The sequence below is a fragment of the Oceanobacillus limi genome (assembly GCF_900111445.1).
GTDB lineage: Bacteria > Bacillota > Bacilli > Bacillales > Amphibacillaceae > Ornithinibacillus > Ornithinibacillus limi.
Genome location: NZ_FOHE01000012.1, coordinates 54,201 through 73,746, shown reverse-complemented (window position 1 = coordinate 73,746; position 19,546 = coordinate 54,201). Strand labels below are relative to the sequence as shown.

Below are 19,546 nucleotides of genomic sequence, written 5' to 3'. Positions count from 1 at the left end.
TGTATGTCCATCATCCATAAATTAAATTTAAGTAAATATGAAAATATGGTCGTGCTTAATCAACCAAGTGATTATGACATATTAAATGACTATCAGGCGACTTTATCTGGGGAACACGATGCTATTTTCGTTTTTGTAGCAACCATTGATGAAATGGTAAAGTTTATGAATCAGATCATTAAAGAGGAGCAGTTGGCTGAGAAAGGATATGTATTTTTCGCCTATCCAAAGAAAGGAAATAAGCGATATGAAACATTTATCCATCGAGACGAAATGTTTCCAGCGTTGAAAGTTGGAGAAGATGGATACGTGGGTAACAGCGATGTGAAATTCTCGCGTATGGTCAGTATGGACGATGTGTTTACTGTTGTTGGATTGAAGCGAGAGAAGAAAAAAAGTAAAAAGTCAACTGCTGCAAGTCAGTGTGTTGCTGATTATGAGGACAATGTAAAGGATATCGAAGCGTTGTTAAGAGATCATCCAAATGAACTTATGTTTTACCAAGGGCTAACACCAGGCTATCAACGAGATTGGGCTCGTTATATCTTTTCTGCCAAGCAACAAAAAACACGTGAAAAGCGCCAAGCCCAAATGATCGATATCCTATCACAAGGATACAAATCCGTTGACCTATATCGCCAAAAGAGGGGGAAGCGGGGGGACGGTTCTCGTGCTTCCTCTTGAAACAGCGGTTGAAACAGCGGTGAAACAGCGGGACGGTTCTCATGCTTCCTTTTTGCTCCTATAGGAGTGTGCGTGGAAGCGGAAGAACCGTCCCAGTGCTTCCTTCCTTACTTAGAGGCGAGTATTTCTTCTATCTTTTTTTCGATTAGTGGGTAGAAGTATTTTTTAGCGCTTTTGGTTGAATTGCCACCGAAAAATGCGGTACCTGGACAATACTTCACTTCATGACTTTCTGCATCATCTAAAACTCTTTCTTTTGTTTTGAAGTGCCACCAGTGATGATACGTAATACTATCAATTGATGGAGTTAGTCCGAATTTTATGCAGAGCAAAGCTGTAATATAGACAATTGTTTCCTTGTGCTCCTCGGTCATGACATCGTTACCAATATCGAAGTTTCCAATATGTTCGATAGCTAGTCCTATGGAGTTGGCTTTTGGACCAATCGAGCCTTCCGGAGCTTGATCAAATGGTCTAGATACAGCAATCTTACCATCTGGGAAGGTAGTTATGTTTTGCGCAATATCCTTCCACTCCATTTTTTGAACATGATGATTCCTCATTCCCTTTAACATTTGAAAATGATTTGATCCATTGAAGTGCTCATAAGAAGGTAACCAAGTATGATGCTGTTGAATGAGCGTTATTTCCCTTGTGAATTTTTGATTAAATAACCAATCTCTAAACTCCTCTTTTGTCATTAGAATATCCTGGTCATTCATGTTTAATTTTTGGGGAGTGATTTTTAACAGTTGGCCTGGGGTTAATTGTTCAGAAGAAAGTTTATTTGTTTCTTTAATGGTTCTAGGAGATGAATGATACGTAGAAGCTATTTCCTGCAAGGTATCCCCGATACGAACCTCGTGTAGAATTGGTACGCGTAATCTTTGGCCAACGGATATGTTGTTGGACTGTAGTCCATTATATGCTTTTAAGTTCTCTATTGTCGTTTCATATTTAGCTGCAATCATTGGCAAGGTATCACCAGATCTCACTTCATACAAATTGCCTGCTGCATGGATAAGAGGAATATTCAAGAAAATCATAAGTATGAAAGCAGTGGCAAATGAACATAATTTCCGCATCATATATCCCTCCATTTTACGAATAAAAAAACCATAACCTTATCGTTAGCCGAACAGCTAGAAGATATTCGGAGGAAGCGTGGGGACGGTTCTCGTGCTTCCTTTTACGCGAAGAAATAGTATCTGATCACGGCAATTGTTCCAATATTATATATATTGTTGAATGACATACCTTCCTTTTTTTAAGACACACTAAAATTGGAGGTGATTATTGTGGCAAAAAGAAAAGTTGGCGTTGGAATGGGTTCTTCCGATGTGGAAGGCCAAGGTACAACAAATAAGGAAACAGGAAAATTTAAAAAAGATTCGTCAAGAAAGAAGAAAAAGCGTACGTAGGAAAGTAGGAAGCGGAGGGAAGCGGAGGGACGGTTCTCATGCTTCCTTCCTTCTTGCTATAGAGAGTGTGGGATGGAAGCGCAAGAACCGTCCCAGTGCTTCCTCCTAGTTATTAACGGCCATTTTTCCTAGTGGGCCGTCTTCGTTTAGGATGTCTTGTAAATCGTATACGGAAATTGGAAACATTGGGAAACCAAAGACATATGGTGTAATTTCGTAGAGTTGAAAGTAGATGACTAACGTTTTATCTGCAATGTAGAAGTCTTGGTCAGGCTTTATTTGTGTGAATTCTTCTAGGGTCTGGATATCTCGTTCTTTTATTTGAAGCTGAATGAGAGAGGAGAGTCTTTTTACATAATTACTTCCTGGTTTGAATAGATCGCTGAGTTTGTAAAGAGTTCCTTGCTTGATGTCAAAGGTCAATGAACTCATATATGTCATACCATGGGCTGCTTGAAAGTGATACGTATAGTTGGATTGACTTAAACTAAGGATATCGCGCTGATTGTTTTTTATTTCGTACGTTCCAAGCATTTCTTCAACAGATGTAGACATGTTACTTACCTGTTGATCAATTAGCTGTTGGGCTTGATTTACTATTTGTTGATTAATGAAATGTTTCAACTGGTGATTCTGCAGATCGATTCTCGGATAATAAATTCTTTTATTCCGACCAAAATCAACCTTAAGTGTTACAGTGCTTACAGGGAAAGAAACAGGCATTTTTATTCAACCTTTCATTTTGGGTTTTAACCCATTGTATTCAGGAAGCGAGGGGACGGTTCTCATGCTTCATCCTGAAGAGGAAAAAGGAAGCGGAAGAACCGTCCCACCGCTTCCCACCGCTTCCATCCCCATAAAATAAGCTGTTGTTTCGAATGGAGTAGTGGTGGATTTTATTTATAAATGGGGGATTTTTGTGACAGCTGAGAATGAAATGATTAGGAAATCTTATTATAAAACGTTAATAGATACATATGATAATCGACATCCAATTAGCATTTTGGGTGAACGGTATATGGAGGAGATGAAGAAGCAGCGGCCTGATTTATCAGCCATTCGTTATGCGCAAGGAGAAGTTTATTTTTTTAATAAGGATTATGAAGCGGCTATTTATAAATGGGGAACCCCTTTAGATGATGAGTTAATTCCATGGGCGCAAAAAAATATTGCGGATGCGCATTTGGAAATGGGGTTACTAGAGGATGCTGAAAAGTTTTACAAAGATGTTCAAACTGATTCCGTTGTCCTTCAAGCGGAAATTTTATTGCAGTTGTTTTCTCTATACATTCAGCAAGATCGTTTTGAAAATGCAGTTCATGCAATTAAAAATGCGATTGAATTAGACCCAGATTATCCGGATGTGACGGAGATAGCGAAAGCCTTCTTTGAAAATTCCAAGGATTGGGGGAATGCGGTAGAACTAGCAGTAAATGAAGCCGTACGAACAAAGTCACTTCCATGGTTTGAAGTTTTAGAAGGGTATGTAGACCAAGGTCATACAACCAATTATGAACCAAGTTATTTTAGAGGGGTGCTGGTAGATTTATTCCACATGGATAAATACCGATTTGAAAGTCTAACGGAAGTGATGTGGAATAGTTATAAGTCGAGTGATTTTTATATACAGTGGCTAGAGGAAATCAACGATCTTATCTGGAATCATAATGCAGATGAATCGTATATGTGGAAGAAACTCCCGAACTTATTTAAACAATCCTATTTTGAATTAATAAGCGGAAGATATTTAATAAGAGATATAGCCCCACTAATACAAAACCATTTAACAAATTGGTTAACCATATCTTCTGTTTCAGATATCTTAATTTCGGCAACCGCAATCCTTGCTTGGGATGATATTTTCGAGTCTGATCTTGACCCAACCTTGGTAAAAGAAGCAGCATACCATTTTGAAAATTGCAGTCCTTACCAAAACGGCAGACAAGATGGAATCGAGCTTTTTGAATCAATGAAAACATGGGCGGAGAAAGAAGATTTGCTAAATGATTTAACTGAATTTATCCAGCCGATGGTTGAGGAATATAGCATTGAAGTAGCCAGTCCTTCTAAAATCCGCGGTCTTATAAAAGCTTCCATTGAGTTTCTAAAGGAAAAGCGGGTGGAAGTCGAACATGGAATTATGGAAAAAATCACTTGGAACGAAGAACTGCTGGCAAAGCTGAATGATATACATGCTCAAATGGAGGGAATGGAAAGCGAAGAAGTGCACGTCATAAAAGATTCGTTCCGTCACATGACAAATAACTTCACCCAGAATTTGATGACGAAGCTCCCTGAACTGCTTCGAAAAAGTGCGGATATAGTTCATGAAGACAGTGATTTTAAAAAAATCCATATCGATTTAAATAACGAAATGAATAAGCAAGTTATCAGCTACATGGAAAATACGGGATTACAGGGCTTTAGGGATGCGAGCCAGACATGGATAGAAGACTGCCTGCGAGAGTTTAAGGATAGACAAATGAACATGGATGAAATGAGTGAAAGCTTTAATCAGCAATACGGGGAAGAAAAGATTACATTGGAAGCTGACTTTAAAATATTGAATGATTGGCAAAGAGATTTGGAACGGATATCAAGGGAATTGGTGCATATGGAGAAGACCAACTTCATGCTGCGAAATAATCCCTCCCAGTTGTTATTGAAAGGAGCAGGAAAGCTGTTCGGCTCGATGACAAAAAATAAAGAAATGCTTCATATAAAATATAAAAACTATATTGAGAATGAAGATTATAGTCAACTTATCCAGGATTTACTCCATCCGTTCCTACAACAATTAGAATCATTTGAGAGATCGATAGAATGGGATGTAAATAATTCCTTTTCCAACATATATGATGGAATAGGTCATGTCAGTGATGAAGTGCAAAAGGATATGGAAAACCATAAAAATGCCCTAGCAACAATGCATGAAAAACCTGAAATCTATCGCGATCCACTAACACTATTCGAAGTAAAACTACGACAACACGAACTAATGAACGCATAGGGGCAAACAGTGGGACGGTTCTCGTGCTTCCTTCTTCAACGAGAGAAGGAAGCAGAAGAACCGTCCCACTGCTTCTATATTCACCACAGGATGGGTACACTGGTGATAAATGTTTCTGATGGGAGTGATGTTAGGCTATGGCAATGACGGATGTACTTGATGTGGGTGAACAGTTGAATAAGTTTTCGAATGGGGTGAATGAAGAAGATATTCATGTCATTGTAGAGGAATTCAGACGTGGCCACTTTTTGCATGTTTTATCAAGAACGAATCGGTTCCGGGAAAAACACGAAATGAATCGTGAGATAGAAAGGACGTTATCTTTCATTGATGCTATTTGTCATACCCAAATTGGCGAGAAAAAGAAAGCCGCTGATATTATTAAAGTTCTATATAAGGATTCAACAGATGCATCAATTAGTAACGTAATTTTGTTTGGTAATGTAGCATTCATGTGTGACTTTAAGCTTACCAGAAAAATAATGTCAGATGCTGTGAAGCAAATAGATGCTGAGGATGACTTTGACCAGTTGGAAGCAGCTCGAGCATATGTAGTACTTGGAGAAGCAGAAGAAACTTTAGAAAAATTCGTTCGAGCCATCAAGTATTATCAACGCGCTTTGCTCTATGTAGAGAAAGCAGAAGAACAGGAATCGGAACTGGTTCTTTTCTTAAATTTTAAGCTGGGAACGCTTCATTCTAGAGTTAATAAGAAGGAGGAAGCAATCGAGCATTTCCAACATACGATTGAGCTGAGTACGGATGAAAACGTTGAGATAAAAGTAAATAGTCTTGTAAGTATCGCAAAATTATATGGAAGTAAGAAAGCATATGAGAAAGCTTCTTCTCACTTGAGAGAAGCAATATCCATAATGGAGGACTCGAATACGACTTTAACCAATAAGTTTGCCCATGCAGAGGCTTATACAGAAATGGCTTATAATTATTTCGACCAAGCCAAATATGAAGAAGCGCTCCCCTATTATGATCGGGCAATCGCTATACATCTAAAAGTGCCTAATTATTCGGCTAGAGAGCTTGGAATAATTTATATGCAATATGCTTATTGTTTGGAGCACAAAGATCAACAGGAAAAGTTACTGGCAGGTATTCACTATGAAAAAGCTTATGGGCAGTTGGAAAAAACAAGTGACATGGAGTTAATAAGAAATGCGCTCGGAGATATTATTGCGTTTTTTGATCGTATGGGAAACAAGAAAAAGAAAAACTTTTACGAAAATAAGTTTGTGAAAATGGAAAATGAAAAATTCCAGATGCATTAAAAGGAATGGGAAATGTTTCTGTAGAATGGAGAAAAAGGTAAGTGAATCAAGTAGCCTCTCACAAGGGAGGGCTACTTGATTTACCATTTATGCAGTAGGAAGAGGGGGAGGAAGCAGAAGAACCGTCCCACCGCTTCCTTCACTGTGAGAGGCCGATGTTTTCTATGATTATTTTGCCTGGGTGTGTGGTGATGTGCAGTGTTATTTGGTTTAGGTTGCTTTTGTTAAATGCTGGATGTTCCTTTTCGTATGCAGAAAGTGGGATTTCAAAAGTTTGAAAAACGGGCTCCCATGATTTTTCATATTTTCCATCTCTGAATATTTCATCGAATAAGCCAAAGGGAGTAAATTCCGTTGAAATCACCGGTGGAAATGGCATGAATTCAGCTAGCGGTAGGGTAACAGATACGCCATCCGTCGTTTCTAATTCGATCTCCAATTCGAGAGTTTCTTTATTTTTGTCCTCGTTATTTCCATTTGCCATCGTGAAGACAACATGGTTTAGACTTTCCATCTCTTCATTACTCGAGAAATCGTTTGGCAGATGAAGCGAGTATTCGGCATTATTTTCCCACTCCAATTGTACGGCATCTTCTAATCGTTTATTATCCCGTCGATCCTTAGGAGTTATAATTTCTGATTCTGTAAAGCCTTCAGTATCAATGGTTATTCCGTTTGCAGGTGCTGGTTGGGTTCGCTTAAATTCCAGAAGTGGAAAATAACTTGAATTTTGATATTTACTTACGAATTGGCTGTCTGGAAGCCATTGTCTACCAAACTGGTAATCTCGGAACAGGCTTTCATAAGCTGTATTTTCATGAAGCGTTCGTTCGAAAAAAGCGGAAATGTATACTTTAGCTATTTGACGCTGATCTTCTGGCTTCATTAACTGCATCCTGTTTAAGAAAAGCCCTTTTGGCAAGCTCATATCCATGCTTCCCCATTCTGTGTTAAATTGGCTATGGTTGGCCCCCTCTATATAAAGAGAGGCCTTGAAGGAATGATCATCCTTATCCAATGTTGTTCGATAGAATTGGCGGTCCCCACGGAAGTTATTGATATCGGCATCTTGTGCTCCTTGAATAAGTAGGTAGGAAGCATTGTCCAATCGAGGCCTTTTCCCATCTACCTTTTTATCTGTTGGAGCAAGTGCTACGACCCCTTTTATTTGAATGTTTTCCATACTTTCTGACAACCGTTCATCCTGAAAAAAGCGATCATAATCAGCAACCATGGAGACTGCCTGCCCTCCACGTGAATGGCCAACTAAACCAACCTTAGTTAAGTCTATTTTTTCATAAAGTTCATTTCCTGGAGTTTGGTTGAGCTTTTCTAGTTGAACAAGATGTTGCAAGAGCATCCAGGCCCGCAATTCATAGTTATTATTCGGAGACCCTGAAACATTTGAATAATTGATAAAATCTTCATCTACCGAAGCAGCGACAACCCCTCGACTCGCTAATAGCTCGCCTAAATAATCATAGCCAGCTGTTGAAAAATATTCCATGGTGTGGTTCCCGTGGACCATAAGAACAACTGGAAAAGGTCCTTCTCCCTCTGGCAGCCAAACCCTTGCGTTGACTGGTAATTGGCCCTGATCAAACCCCCAGAAAGCTTCCCGTTTCTCTCCCCATTTCGTAATAAAATCAGATGCATCTACAGTTGGTGTTGTGATATTCACACCCTTACCAAATCCTTCGCGGTGCTTGTCGTTACCACTACCGTAAGTTAAAAATGTGTATGGATAATCCCCCTTTTTACTAGGGTCTTTTAGCATTGTTTTTTGAATAATAGTGTCAGAAAGAGCCGGTAATTCTCTATATACGGTCTTATTTTCCATGCTGTGAAAGACGAGATAAATAGAAAAAATTACCCCAATTAGAATGGCAAGTTTGATTAGATGTCTCATTTTCCGGTGAAAAAGAACGATCAGGAATATGGTAATGAGAAGACAAAGCAAGCCGTAGCTAAAACTGACAATGTAAGAAAATAATGTCCCACTATTTTCGTCTATTAAAATAGTTGCACTTTTATATATCAAGTAACTGAAACTCCCTAATAATAGGCGTGGAAGTGGGATATATAGGAAAGATAATAGAGCACTTATTGCCAACGTCCATCCGAAAAATTCAATGCCAGTGACAGCAGTTGCTTTCCCTATGTTCGTAGCGTGCGAGAATAGACTCGCTCCCGTTGGATTGCCTATAACTTGAATCACGGAAGCTAGCATGCTAGCAATCAAGAAAGCTAACATAAACCAAATGGTAGATTTCCGATCTCTATCTGGAATCGATAATAGTCTTAATAAAATCCAACAGATAACTATTTTTAGAGAATGCTTCATCAATCGATCTCACCACCTGTAGCGGACATGGTCTAGGGTGTCCATTTGCTATTGTTAATTGTTACTAGTCTTTATCTTAGCATTGATTGGAGGAAAGTTTAAGAACTATTTATTTAGGATTTTTGAAAAAAAGGTCTGCCCTTTCATTGCGTGGACAGACCTATTCTTTCATTTATTATTTTAGTTCTTTTTTTACCTCGCGTGGCAAGTCAAGAAATGGCTGAATATCTTGAACATATTCCAAAATACCTAAGTACGCTCCATTATCATCGAACAGACCTTTATACGTTACATGAACGTATTGATCTTTCTTTTTGAACCACATTGTTTCGGATGAGCGTTTCTTCGCCTGCAAGTCATGAATGAGCTGCATGACTTTTTTCAAACTTTTAGGAGGGTGGCACATTGCTACATTCCTTCCGATCGAAGCTGGTGTGCGGATGAACATCATTTCGGATGATTCTACTATTTCATTGAAATATTTAAAAATGCCATTTTTATCGACGAATGTTATTTCTAACGGTAAATTGTTCAGAATGTGATTGGCTTCTTTTACGGTTAAGTAACCCCCACCAAATCGTAAATGTTCGGTATTAGGTGTTTCGGTTTCTTTTTCCATGTCTTCGGGAAACCAGTCTGCCTCTGGATCATTGACTGCATAACCAAATGCTTTACTTTCCTTTGCAATGGCAACCCAGTCAGCTTCCTTAAAAATGGACGTTGCGATCGGCAATAGGAAAAGTTCTTCTTGTAAGATCATGTCTCTACATGCACTTTCCAGGTCATTGTATGCTTGCTTGATGTACTGGAAATCAATTTCTGGCATTTTTTCCATCATTCTTTTAGCACCTTTATACAAGGTTCGGATGCGATCATCATCTGCCCACATTGTTCGTGAAAGGGAATAAATGCGATGACGCTCAAGTAGCGGGAAAAAGAGTTTCTCTTTCCGATTGTAATGACTGTAAAATTTCCCTAGTTGGTTCATTTTATCTTGTAATTGCTCTATTGGGTGTTGTGGATCGTTTTCAATAGCCTTAATGAGGATATTTAGTCTGGTTAATATGGATTCAAACATTTGGTTTTCCTCGTTGAAAATTTGAAGCGGATGTCCAGGATGTTGTGAATTTGGAACATGAATGTCTTGAATCGAATGACCGTATAGAGAATGATAGATGTCAAAAAAATCCTTGATCTCCTTCATGGTGATACCATTGTCACTATTTTTAATTTCTTGCAAAATCAGCAAAATATCCTTCGTGTTCATGTTGTTAACATGCTGATCAAAATCCTCTTGGACGTTTTGTACGGAATCTCCATTTTGTAATTGAAGTAATATATCTTTTATCCTATTGATTCGTCTCATATCTAAATGTGCTTGCACCATTTTTCACCTCAGTGTGATTTTTATCCAGCGGGACTTCCTACCATTTTCCCAGCCTAAGCCTCGTCTTATTGCCATTATAATTCATACACAACATGAACAATATGATATAAATCACATTGGGCAAACAGTGGGACGGTTCTTTTCCTTCCTTACCAAGGAAGCAAAAGAACCGTCCCCATGCTTCCCATGCTTCAAATCAAGCTTATGGTTTCTTGTATATTGATATATCCATTTCCGTATGTTTTTCTATCATTTTCCCATTCCTCTCGCAAGCTAGCGCCAGCTACTAATATTTGTTTTAATTCATCTGGGGTTAGCTCCATACCACGGCGTCTTGTGTATTCAATAATTTGTGCGCAGGCACCTGCGCATATTGGGGTAGCCATGGAAGTTCCTGATAACGTTATATAGTTGCTTCCAATACGGTTGTTTTTTTGTAGTATTTCTAAATAAGAGTAGGGTGATCGCAAGGAAACGATGTTTGTACCTGGTGCTACTACGTCAGGTTTTATAGGACTGTTATCTGTATTACGACTGGAAAAGTCAGCAATTTCGTCATCTCTTCTTACAACTGTATTTTTATCGTCGATGGCTCCAACTGTAATTACCTCTTGTACGGTGCCTGGGCTAGTAATTGTTCCAGCATCTGGTCCTTCATTACCTGCTGCAACACACATAACTATCCCATGTTTATTCCATGCTTCCCTGACGATTTTTTCGAGTGGAGTTTCTTCATCCGTACTTGGCGCTCCAAGTGACATGGAAATAATATCAATTTTATTCGTGTTATTTGGATTGTTATTGTAATCGATGCACCATTGAACTCCTGCTGTAACAGTAGAAAGCGAGCCAGACCCGATTCGATTTAAAACTTTTACACCTACTAAATTGGCATCAGGGGCGGGACTGGCAAACTTTCCGTTTAGTGAAAAGCCGTTTCCAGCTGCATCACCAGCGCAATGTGTCCCATGTCCGTTGTCATCATAGGGACCCTTACGGTGATTAACCAAATCTTCAAATGCAATTATTCTATCTTTGCTAGTTGTACCGGAATGATCCTTCAAATCCTCATGCGGATAAATGCCGGTGTCAATGATCGCAATGGTTGTATTTCTACCAGTAATATTAATATCAGAATCGGTTACTTGTAGTGCATTAATAGAGGGGGTTGCAACATCTAGTAGTGCTTTTACCTCATGGTCAATATGAAGTTTTTTGGTATGGGGACAAGTATCGAGTAGGTTTCCAATTGCATTGGGGGACAGCTCCATACAACAGCTATTAATGGATGGATAATCATGCTTCATCTTACATCTTGAATGCTTCTTTACAATAGATTGTGCTTCTTTCACCCCTTCTACATAGCAGCTTGCATCATTGAATTCAGCAATGACAGAAAACTTTTTGTATCTATTCAGTGATTTTTCAATGAGAGAGCGTGCGATACTAGGTTTTGAAGTTGAAGGATGGTATAACTCCAATAATTCCTGTCTTAGCTTTCGATCTAGCTTATTCGAATAACGTTGAATCAACTGAACCGTTGAAAATTCCGACATAAAAATTCCTCCTAAATTGAATCATAGGTTTACTAGAATTCTATGATCCTACTGAAGGAACCGAAACGGATAGAGGTCTACGAAGGAAGAAGATGGGCAAACAGTGGTGGGCAAACAGTGGGACGGTTCTCGTGCTTCCTTCCTGATGAGAGAACCGAGTAGAGAAGCTGTAATTATAATGGGATGCACATTTGAAGCTGATACACAGAAGGAATAAAGCTGTTGTTTTAGTCGATTGCTTAAATGGATAGACTGTTTCTAAGCGTGTATGATAGGAAGTTCGTTTCATACATAGGGAAAATAGTTAGCCCTATCAAGCAAATAAAGACAAAGAGGGAATATAGCATGATTGAAATACTATTAATTATTGTTGCGCTCACATTAATGTGGCGGTTTCGAGACAGTAATGAAAATGTAACGATTTATAGTGGTGATGAATCAACGTTAGATGAAGCTAATGAATACTATTGGGTTTTAAAGAACAATAATATTCCAATCAAATATCAGATTCCTTACAGGTGGGAAAATTTCTTTGTATTTGGGTACAAGAGAAGTCCTGTTTATATTAAAGTGCGCAAAAATGATGTGTTAAAGGCAAGACAAATAATGTGGTGTTACCGAAAAGATAAAATGAAAATGGAAAGAAATATTAAACTGTAGCAAACAGTGGGACGGTTCTAGTGCTTCCTTCCTGATGTGGAAGGAAGCACTAGAACCGTCCCTATTTTTTTCCCTATGTTTTTCCACAACACTTTTTGAATTTCTTTCCGCTTCCGCATGGGCATGGGTCGTTTCGGCCGAGTTTTACGCGTTTTGCATCTTGTATTGCAATTTCTTTCTGTCTTGCTTCCCAGTGAGCTTCTTTTTCGTAGAGTTCTTTTTTCCAATCTTCTAGTTTTGGGTGATAGATCCCATTTATAACACAATTCGCATAGATTGGCTCTGTTAGATTAGGTAATGTCTCATCATAGCCTCTCTCGATAAGTGCGGCGACCTTTGGAATAGCTTTTGATGATAGTTGGTGACATAATGCTTCAGCTAGTAGTGCTTTAAGATTTTTATTGTCTGACTGATCAAAGTATCGTAGTAGCATCTCTTCGGCAATAGGATGTTTAATATTTTCTAATATATCAATTGCTAAAATAGAAGTATCTTGATTCGTAATATATTTTTCAATGAATGGAAATACTTCTGTTGAACCAATTTTAATTAGAGTTTCCGTAACTTCTTTTAATAAAATGTCTTCGTTTACCCGTGAAAGTAATTCGGTAAGTTGAGGGATTAAAGAAGTTGCGTTAATTTCACCAGCAAGGTAAACATTATAGATGCTATTATAGGATAAAAAATTCTTGTCCCATTCTTCCTTTAATGCTGCTTCAATCTCCCAAATATTTGATTCGTCATATTCCCCGCGATGGATCAGTTCTTTAAATATTCTCTTTCCGAAATTGTAAAGGTGTTGGTTAAATTCATCCTCTTCTAACGTATTCATAATAGATCCGACTTCTATGAATAACTGTTCTGTATCCATCGAATATAGGCTTACAATTGTTTCAAGAGCTTCATTATTGACGAATGGAGATAGTTCACTTTGATACTTTACAATTAGATCGGTATCGCAACGCGAGAGAATCATCGAATACCAGTGTAAGTTATTGTCTTTCTTATTTAGGCGGACGATTACCTCTTTTAACACATTTTCTGTAACAGGCATGTGTTTTGTTCTAGGTATAATAGAATTTGTCATTGGATGAGGTTCAAGTTTGTCCATTGCTTTTAAGGCATAGAGAAAAGTTTGCTCTGTACCCAAATGAGAATTATTAAGTGTTCGTAGGGCAAAATCCCGCAGAAATTTATCGTCGCTTAAGATATAACGCTCAACCGTAGCTAAAAATGAATTAGTCATAAAATGTAACCTCCTTCATAACATAATGATACTATTCAATCACTGAGATGAGCAAACAGTGGAGCAAACAGTGGGACGGTTCTCGTGCTTCCTTCCTGATGAGAAGGAAGCACGAGAACCGTCCCTTTGTTTTTTTTCTATTACGTTTTATAATAGTAATTACTATAATTAAAAGGGAGATCTTATGGAAAATACAGGACTAGTACTAGAAGGCGGAGGAAGTAGGGGCGTTTATACGGCGGGAGTTATTCGGTATTTGATGGAGCAGGGGATTTACTTGCCCTATGTTATCGGTGTGTCTGCGGGTGCATGTAATGGATCTTCTTATATTTCTCGTCAAATGGATCGAAATCGAGCGGTAAACATAGATTATATTGACCATCCCGATTATTTGTCATTTCGGAATTTCATTAAAAAAAGGCAGCTGTTTGGAATGGACTTTTTATTCGACAAGTTACCAAATGAGTTAGAACCTTATGATTTCGATGCATTTCATCAAGCTCAAGAAGAGTTTGTTGTTGGGGTAACGGATTGTATGACAGGGGAAGCACTTTTTTATAAAAGAGAGGATTACAAGCAAGACATATTAACGGTTATTCGTGCATCGAGTTCATTACCATTGGTCGCACCAGTAGTAGAATTTGATAATCGGTTATTGATGGATGGAGGCATATCAGACCCAATTCCCATTAAACAATCGGAAAAAGATGGAAATCGAAAAAATGTCGTTATTTTAACAAGAAATAGAGGGTATAATAAAAAGCCGCAATCTTTCAGCTGGTATTTCCGCAAGAAATATAAAGATTATCCAGGCTTAATAAAAGCAATGGAAAAACGTCATGTTGTTTATAATGAGACACTTGATTATATTTTTGAGGAAGAGAAGAAGGGCAATATATTTGTTATTAATCCGACCGAAAAATTAGAGGTAGGACGCATTGAAAGAGATAAGGAAAAACTCACTGCACTGTATCAGCAGGGAATGGAAGATGTAAAAAAAGTTGCCGATCCATTGAGGGAGTATTTAACTTAAAATAAAGAGGGGCTGATAGTCAAATAGATTATCAAGCCCCTTTTTGTATGAGAATTGTTCCCTTTAGCCTAGTTAAAAATTAATATGTAGAAGGAAGCAGAAGAACCGTCCCCACGCTTCGTCCCGCTTCTTGTAGGAAAATGTTATTTGTTTTATGACTTTCCGCTGACTTGATCGTTTTTTGTCAAATGAAGGGCTATTTACCTATAATTTTCTAGGAAAAACGCATGAATTTTCCCAATACCAAATGGGAAAATAGTATGCTAGTCTTTAATTAAGTTAAGAAAATACATTTTTATGCAAGTCTTCTTTAGATTTAATCTCCTAGATTTTCCTAGATGTTCATAGAAAACATCACTGCCTACGAACTACTCCAGAAAGTAATTTTTTACCACCATTGAAAACTAACAAATAAATACCAACATAGTGGATCAATCATTACAAAGACAATTATATAAGAAAAGGTGAAGAAATGTTCAAAAAAGAAAGCAACCATTATAGATGGAAAGAGTTTTTTGAGCTGATTAGTAAAACGAAACCTAAAGTTGGGCTGTTTATCATTGCTTGTATCATTAGTTCTGCAAGTGCAATAGCTACAACGTTTATACCCAATTTCGTAAAGACATTTATTGATTCATTTTCTACTTCGGGTAATTTGAATGGAAATATACTACTCCTATTAGGTGCATTCTTTATCTTTGGGACATTAACAAGTGCAATAGCAAGTTATTTACTGAATGTCGTTGGATTAAACGTTGTTGCCAATCTGAGAGGTATAACGTGGTCTAAAATTGTGAAGTTACCAGCTAATTTTTACGATAAAAATAAGTCTGGAGATATAGCAAGCAGAGTAGTGAATGATACAACTGTGATATTTAATTTGGTTAGTCATTCATTCTCCCAATTTGTAAACGCTATATTAACGATACTATTTTGTAGCTTTTGGTTATTTTATTATGATTGGCAATTAGCTTTAGTTATTTTGATTGCTATTCCGTTATTTTTACTATTTTTTGTTCCATTAGGTAGAGTACTAGCGAAGCTTTCCAAGAGGTTACAACGGTCAACAGCAAGACTAAATGTGAATGCTTTTGAAATGATTTCTGAAATTAAATTAGTTAAATCTTTCACTGCAGAAAATGCTCAAATCAAAAAAGGAATGGAAAATATTAAAAATCTAAAGGATATCGGAATGAAGCAAGCGACTTGGATGGCGTTGGTAAATCCAATCCTTAACTTAATCATGATGCTTATGATTATTACGATAGTCGGATACGGTGGTATTAAGCTTGCAAGGGGAGATTTATCTCCAGGAACTTTTATCGCATTCTTAACCCTGATTTTTTATGTCATACCACCTATTTCCAATTTTGGTACCTTTTTTACGCAATTACAAAAAACGAAAGGAGCAACAGAGAGGATTTCCCAATTACTTAATGAGGATGAGGAAAATTTAAGTGAAGGTAAATTCTTACATGTTAATGACCAAGACATCGAGCTGAAAAATATATCTTTCCATTATAGTACGCAAGAGGATCTTACGTTTTCCTTGCAAGACATAAATCTAAAAATTGCGGGTGGAGAGACGTATGCATTAGTTGGTCCAAGTGGCAGTGGAAAAACAACACTGATCGCATTATTAGAAAGGTTTTATCAACCAACAAATGGTGCTATATACATGGGTGGTGAGAATATTGAAAGCTTTTCGTTATCGTCTTGGCGATCACAAATTGGGTATGTCTCCCAGGAGCATACCCTTGTAAGTGGGACAATACGAGAAAACATTATATTCGGGTTAGAAGGTGATCCGCCAAGTGAAAAGAAGATAGTTAAAGCTTGTAAGATGGCTTATGCTTGGGAGTTTGTAAGAAAACTACCAAATGGATTAGACACAGACATTGGGGAACGCGGTTTAAATTTATCTGGTGGACAAAGACAACGAATTGCTATTGCAAGAATGTTTCTGAAGGATCCAAAAATCATTTTATTGGACGAGGCTACTGCTAACCTGGACAGCCAATCAGAGAAAGAAGTTCATGCAGCCATGCAAAAAATTACCAAGAATCGAACAGCCATTGTTATTGCTCACAGGTTGTCTACCGTGATGAATTCGGATCACATTATTTTTATGGAGGATGGAAAAATAACGGGTCAAGGTAAACATGATGAACTAAGGGAAACACATGAATTATATCGTAAGTTTTGTAAACAACAATTGGAATCAAATCAAGAGCAGACTGATTCGGAGGAGACAAAACAATTACAAATTCAATAAATCTTGTATAAGAAAGGATTATGTGTATGGACAAGAATCATCTATATTTTAACTATTTAAGAGACGACTCCAATTATTATGTTAAAAGAAATCCATCTAAAGATACAGGCGAGTATATAGTGGATGGGTTCCCAACGAACTGTAGAGTTGTAAATGAGGATGGATCTCCTTGGAAATTTTATGGGTATGAAGACAAAAAGATAAAGGAACAAGGCTGGAAGATTCATATCAGTGCAACGATGGCGAATGCCAAAGATATTTTAGAGGTGGTCAGTGGCGTATTGTTTGAACGTGAAATACCTTTTAAACACCTTCTCGATCGGAAAACCTTACATAGTGTTAATTCTAAAAACGGAAATCGAATAAGCTCGGGGAAATTTATAACGATCTATCCAGCGACTGATAATGAATTTTTAGAATTGCTAGATGTGCTATATGAAAAATTGAAGGATTACGAAAACGGGCCATATATTTTAAGTGATAAATGCTGGAAAAATAGTAATATATATTATCGCTACGGCGCCTTTAATAGTATATACAATGAAAAGGGCGAACTCTGCATTAGAGATGAGGCTGGCCACTTAATTCCTGATCATCGTAAGCCATTCTATCAGGCACCGGAATTTGTTAAAGACTTTGATCAACTGTTAGATTCTAGGAACCAGGTAACGGAAGATAAGGAAGGGAAAAATAAACTGGGTAAATATGACTTCCAACGTGTCCTCCGGTTTTCTAATGGTGGAGGAATCTATTTCGCTGAAAGAAAATTAGATAAAAGAAAGGTGGTTATCAGAGAAGCTAGACCAAAAGTAGGATTGGATGGTAATGACAAAGATGCGATTGAAAGGTTGGAAATAGAATATAATGCTTTAGCTGAACTAGATGAAGTAGAAGGGGTAGTAGATGTTATCGACTATTTTCAATCATGGAAGCATTCATTTTTAGTTGAAGAGTATGTAGATGGGTTTGATTTACAAAAGTGGATTGCGATGAAATACCCATTCCATAATGGCAACGATAAAGAGACATATATTACTGATGTAAAAAAAATTATGAATCAATTAATTGATACGGTTTCGCAAATGCATCGTAAAAAAATAGGGATGGGTGATCTACAGCCTTCGAATATAATAATCACCCCTGATTTATGTATCAAACTGATTGATTTTGAATCTGCAGCCCCGAAAGATAGTAAAGTAAAAGCAGCAATGCAAACGATAGGCTTTGCCAATATGAAAAATGAAAGCCACCAAGAGCGGGATTGGTACGCGGTGAAGAAAATTTTGCGATATTGTGTGTTACCAATTGGAGCGATCAATAATATTGATGAAAGCGTGATTTCTTATCAAAATCAATGGATTTCACGAGAATTTGGTGAAGATGTCTACTTGTATGTGAAAGAAATTGAGAATTTATGTGATCAATACTTGCCAGTAACGAATGAGAAAAATTTTCCTTTAATGAGGCAATTTAAGGAGGATAAAACGGAAGAAATAAACGTAATCATTGAACAGCTTCGAAAAGGGATGATCAATAATATCGTTCCAGATAGTGGTTTGATACATGGTGACATCAGGCAGCATGAAATGTCTAATGGAAAATGGAATGTCCTGACGGGGGGAACGGGGGCTGTATTAGCGCTTCATCGTACTGGAAATCTGCCTAAAGAAGCAAAGGATTGGGTTGAAAATAATTTAATCGAACAGATGTATACCAATGAGCAAGGGCTTTTTACAGGAAAAGCTGGTATAGCAGCAACATTATATGAACTAGGATATAAAGAAGACTCGCTAACGTTATTTGACGAGTTTTTGGACAATCTGAATCATGAAGACATCTCTTTACGTTCTGGATTGTCTGGTATTGGACTAGCTGTCATTAGTTTATATTTAGAGGAAGACAACCAAATCTATTTAGAAAAAGCGGAATTCATTGCAAGTCATATCAAGACGTTGATTCGTAATAATCAGCAATTAACAGTAACCGATTGGGCAGCAGTTCCGATTGGAATAATGGATGGTTGGTCTGGTGCCTCTCTGTTCTATTCGGCTATGTATGCCATCACCAATAACAAAGACTACTATGAAATGTCTAAAGAATTGATAGAAAAAGATTTAGCAAACACGCAAACGGATGAGGATACAAATATTTTACAGACATTTGATGACCGAAGACGCTTATTACCATATTTATCTGGTGGGACAATCGGGATCGGTATAGCTATATGGTATTTAAATGAAGTGAGTAATCAAAATTTATATCACGAACAACTAAAACAAATTATTAACTTAAATGAACTTCGTTGCACGTTTAGTGGAGGATTATTTGATGGAGCAGGCGGTTTCTTGTTGTTATCAGCTTTAATGAAAGAGCAACCTGAAAAGCTTGAAAAGAGTATCAAACAATCCATGAATCGCTTAGATTTATTCTTAATTCGAAAAGAGGATCAAATATTGTTTCCAGGGAATTTTTGCTACCGGTTGTCGGATGATGTATATTCTGGAAGCTCTGGAATCCTTTTAGCACTAAAAGGAATAGTAGATTTAAACCCGTTATTTTGGTTACCAATTATCAATAGTAATGATTTTATAACAAGGACCCTAGGCTTTGCAAGAGAACCAATAGGGAACACTTAAAGGAGGTGAGA

14 protein-coding genes are annotated in these 19,546 nt (G+C 37.5%); 8 read left to right on the top strand and 6 right to left on the bottom strand.

Going from position 1 to position 19,546, the window contains the following annotated elements:
- Positions 1-3 precede the first annotated feature (3 nt).
- Positions 4-684 carry a YdeI/OmpD-associated family protein gene (locus tag BMX40_RS13280; RefSeq protein ID WP_090870714.1) on the top strand — a complete coding sequence of 227 codons (681 nt, stop codon included), beginning with the start codon at positions 4-6 and terminating at the stop codon, positions 682-684.
- Between the two features lie 107 nt (positions 685-791).
- Here the strand turns inward: BMX40_RS13280 and BMX40_RS13275 are convergent, their stop codons facing one another.
- Positions 792-1,769 (bottom strand): LysM peptidoglycan-binding domain-containing protein, encoded by a 978-nt coding sequence (locus BMX40_RS13275; RefSeq protein ID WP_090870712.1) that lies wholly within the window; start codon positions 1,767-1,769, stop codon positions 792-794.
- Between the two features lie 213 nt (positions 1,770-1,982).
- On the opposite strand from BMX40_RS13275, the gene BMX40_RS13270 reads away from it, so the two are divergent.
- Complete coding sequence (locus tag BMX40_RS13270; RefSeq protein WP_090870710.1) at positions 1,983-2,105, top strand: YuzL family protein; 123 nt, start codon at positions 1,983-1,985, stop codon at positions 2,103-2,105.
- Between the two features lie 105 nt (positions 2,106-2,210).
- On the opposite strand, the gene BMX40_RS13265 is transcribed toward BMX40_RS13270, so the two are convergent.
- A complete protein-coding gene (locus tag BMX40_RS13265; RefSeq protein WP_090870709.1) occupies positions 2,211-2,828 on the bottom strand; it encodes a DUF3298 and DUF4163 domain-containing protein in 618 nt (205 codons plus the stop codon).
- Between the two features lie 196 nt (positions 2,829-3,024).
- On the opposite strand from BMX40_RS13265, the gene BMX40_RS13260 reads away from it, so the two are divergent.
- On the top strand, positions 3,025-5,115 hold the full coding sequence (locus BMX40_RS13260) for a tetratricopeptide repeat protein (RefSeq protein ID WP_090870707.1): 2,091 nt from the start codon (positions 3,025-3,027) through the stop codon (positions 5,113-5,115).
- 143 nt (positions 5,116-5,258) lie between these two features.
- A complete protein-coding gene (locus tag BMX40_RS13255) occupies positions 5,259-6,398 on the top strand; it encodes a tetratricopeptide repeat protein (protein ID WP_170840793.1) in 1,140 nt (379 codons plus the stop codon).
- 139 nt (positions 6,399-6,537) lie between these two features.
- On the opposite strand, the gene BMX40_RS13250 is transcribed toward BMX40_RS13255, so the two are convergent.
- The 3 genes from BMX40_RS13250 to BMX40_RS13240 all read right to left on the bottom strand — a co-directional run bounded on the left by BMX40_RS13250 (position 6,538) and on the right by BMX40_RS13240 (position 11,685).
- Positions 6,538-8,745 carry an alpha/beta hydrolase gene (locus tag BMX40_RS13250; RefSeq protein WP_139177942.1) on the bottom strand — a complete coding sequence of 736 codons (2,208 nt, stop codon included), beginning with the start codon at positions 8,743-8,745 and terminating at the stop codon, positions 6,538-6,540.
- A gap of 172 nt (positions 8,746-8,917) precedes the next feature.
- Positions 8,918-10,108, bottom strand: coding sequence for a DUF438 domain-containing protein (locus tag BMX40_RS13245; protein ID WP_170840792.1), 1,191 nt, complete (start codon positions 10,106-10,108; stop codon positions 8,918-8,920).
- A gap of 212 nt (positions 10,109-10,320) precedes the next feature.
- A complete protein-coding gene (locus BMX40_RS13240) occupies positions 10,321-11,685 on the bottom strand; it encodes a S8 family peptidase (RefSeq protein WP_090870700.1) in 1,365 nt (454 codons plus the stop codon).
- Positions 11,686-12,030: 345 nt separating this feature from the next.
- On the opposite strand from BMX40_RS13240, the gene BMX40_RS13235 reads away from it, so the two are divergent.
- Entirely contained in the window at positions 12,031-12,345 is a 315-nt protein-coding gene (locus BMX40_RS13235) for a hypothetical protein (protein ID WP_090870698.1), read from the top strand.
- Between the two features lie 73 nt (positions 12,346-12,418).
- On the opposite strand, the gene BMX40_RS20795 is transcribed toward BMX40_RS13235, so the two are convergent.
- Positions 12,419-13,591: a HEAT repeat domain-containing protein gene (locus BMX40_RS20795; protein ID WP_090870696.1), complete on the bottom strand. Its 1,173-nt coding sequence runs from the start codon at positions 13,589-13,591 to the stop codon at positions 12,419-12,421.
- Positions 13,592-13,775: 184 nt separating this feature from the next.
- Between BMX40_RS20795 and BMX40_RS13225 the strand changes: the two genes are divergently transcribed.
- The 3 genes from BMX40_RS13225 (at position 13,776) to lanKC (ending at position 19,535) form a co-directional block, all read left to right on the top strand.
- A complete protein-coding gene (locus BMX40_RS13225; protein ID WP_090870694.1) occupies positions 13,776-14,624 on the top strand; it encodes a patatin-like phospholipase family protein in 849 nt (282 codons plus the stop codon).
- 472 nt (positions 14,625-15,096) lie between these two features.
- Entirely contained in the window at positions 15,097-16,899 is a 1,803-nt protein-coding gene (locus BMX40_RS13220; RefSeq protein ID WP_090870693.1) for an ABC transporter ATP-binding protein, read from the top strand.
- A 26-nt stretch (positions 16,900-16,925) separates the two neighbouring features.
- The gene (lanKC, locus tag BMX40_RS13215) at positions 16,926-19,535 is read left to right on the top strand and encodes a class III lanthionine synthetase LanKC (RefSeq protein ID WP_090870691.1); all 2,610 of its coding nucleotides are present in this window, start codon (positions 16,926-16,928) and stop codon (positions 19,533-19,535) included.
- The last annotated feature ends 11 nt before the right edge of the window (positions 19,536-19,546 follow it).

Excerpts from the sequence above, each read along its gene's own strand:
- BMX40_RS13265 (WP_090870709.1), bottom strand. The coding sequence starts at position 2,828 with ATGCCTGTTTCTTTCCCTGTAAGCACTGTAACACTTAAGGTTGATTTT.
- BMX40_RS13245 (WP_170840792.1), bottom strand. The coding sequence starts at position 10,108 with ATGAGACGAATCAATAGGATAAAAGATATATTACTTCAATTACAAAAT.
- BMX40_RS13275 (WP_090870712.1), bottom strand. The coding sequence starts at position 1,769 with ATGCGGAAATTATGTTCATTTGCCACTGCTTTCATACTTATGATTTTC.
- BMX40_RS13220 (WP_090870693.1), top strand. The coding sequence starts at position 15,097 with ATGTTCAAAAAAGAAAGCAACCATTATAGATGGAAAGAGTTTTTTGAG.
- BMX40_RS13225 (WP_090870694.1), top strand. The coding sequence starts at position 13,776 with ATGGAAAATACAGGACTAGTACTAGAAGGCGGAGGAAGTAGGGGCGTT.
- BMX40_RS13240 (WP_090870700.1), bottom strand. The coding sequence starts at position 11,685 with ATGTCGGAATTTTCAACGGTTCAGTTGATTCAACGTTATTCGAATAAG.
- BMX40_RS13235 (WP_090870698.1), top strand. The coding sequence starts at position 12,031 with ATGATTGAAATACTATTAATTATTGTTGCGCTCACATTAATGTGGCGG.
- BMX40_RS13255 (WP_170840793.1), top strand. The coding sequence starts at position 5,259 with ATGACGGATGTACTTGATGTGGGTGAACAGTTGAATAAGTTTTCGAAT.
- lanKC (WP_090870691.1), top strand. The coding sequence starts at position 16,926 with ATGGACAAGAATCATCTATATTTTAACTATTTAAGAGACGACTCCAAT.
- BMX40_RS20795 (WP_090870696.1), bottom strand. The coding sequence starts at position 13,591 with ATGACTAATTCATTTTTAGCTACGGTTGAGCGTTATATCTTAAGCGAC.
- BMX40_RS13280 (WP_090870714.1), top strand. The coding sequence starts at position 4 with ATGTCCATCATCCATAAATTAAATTTAAGTAAATATGAAAATATGGTC.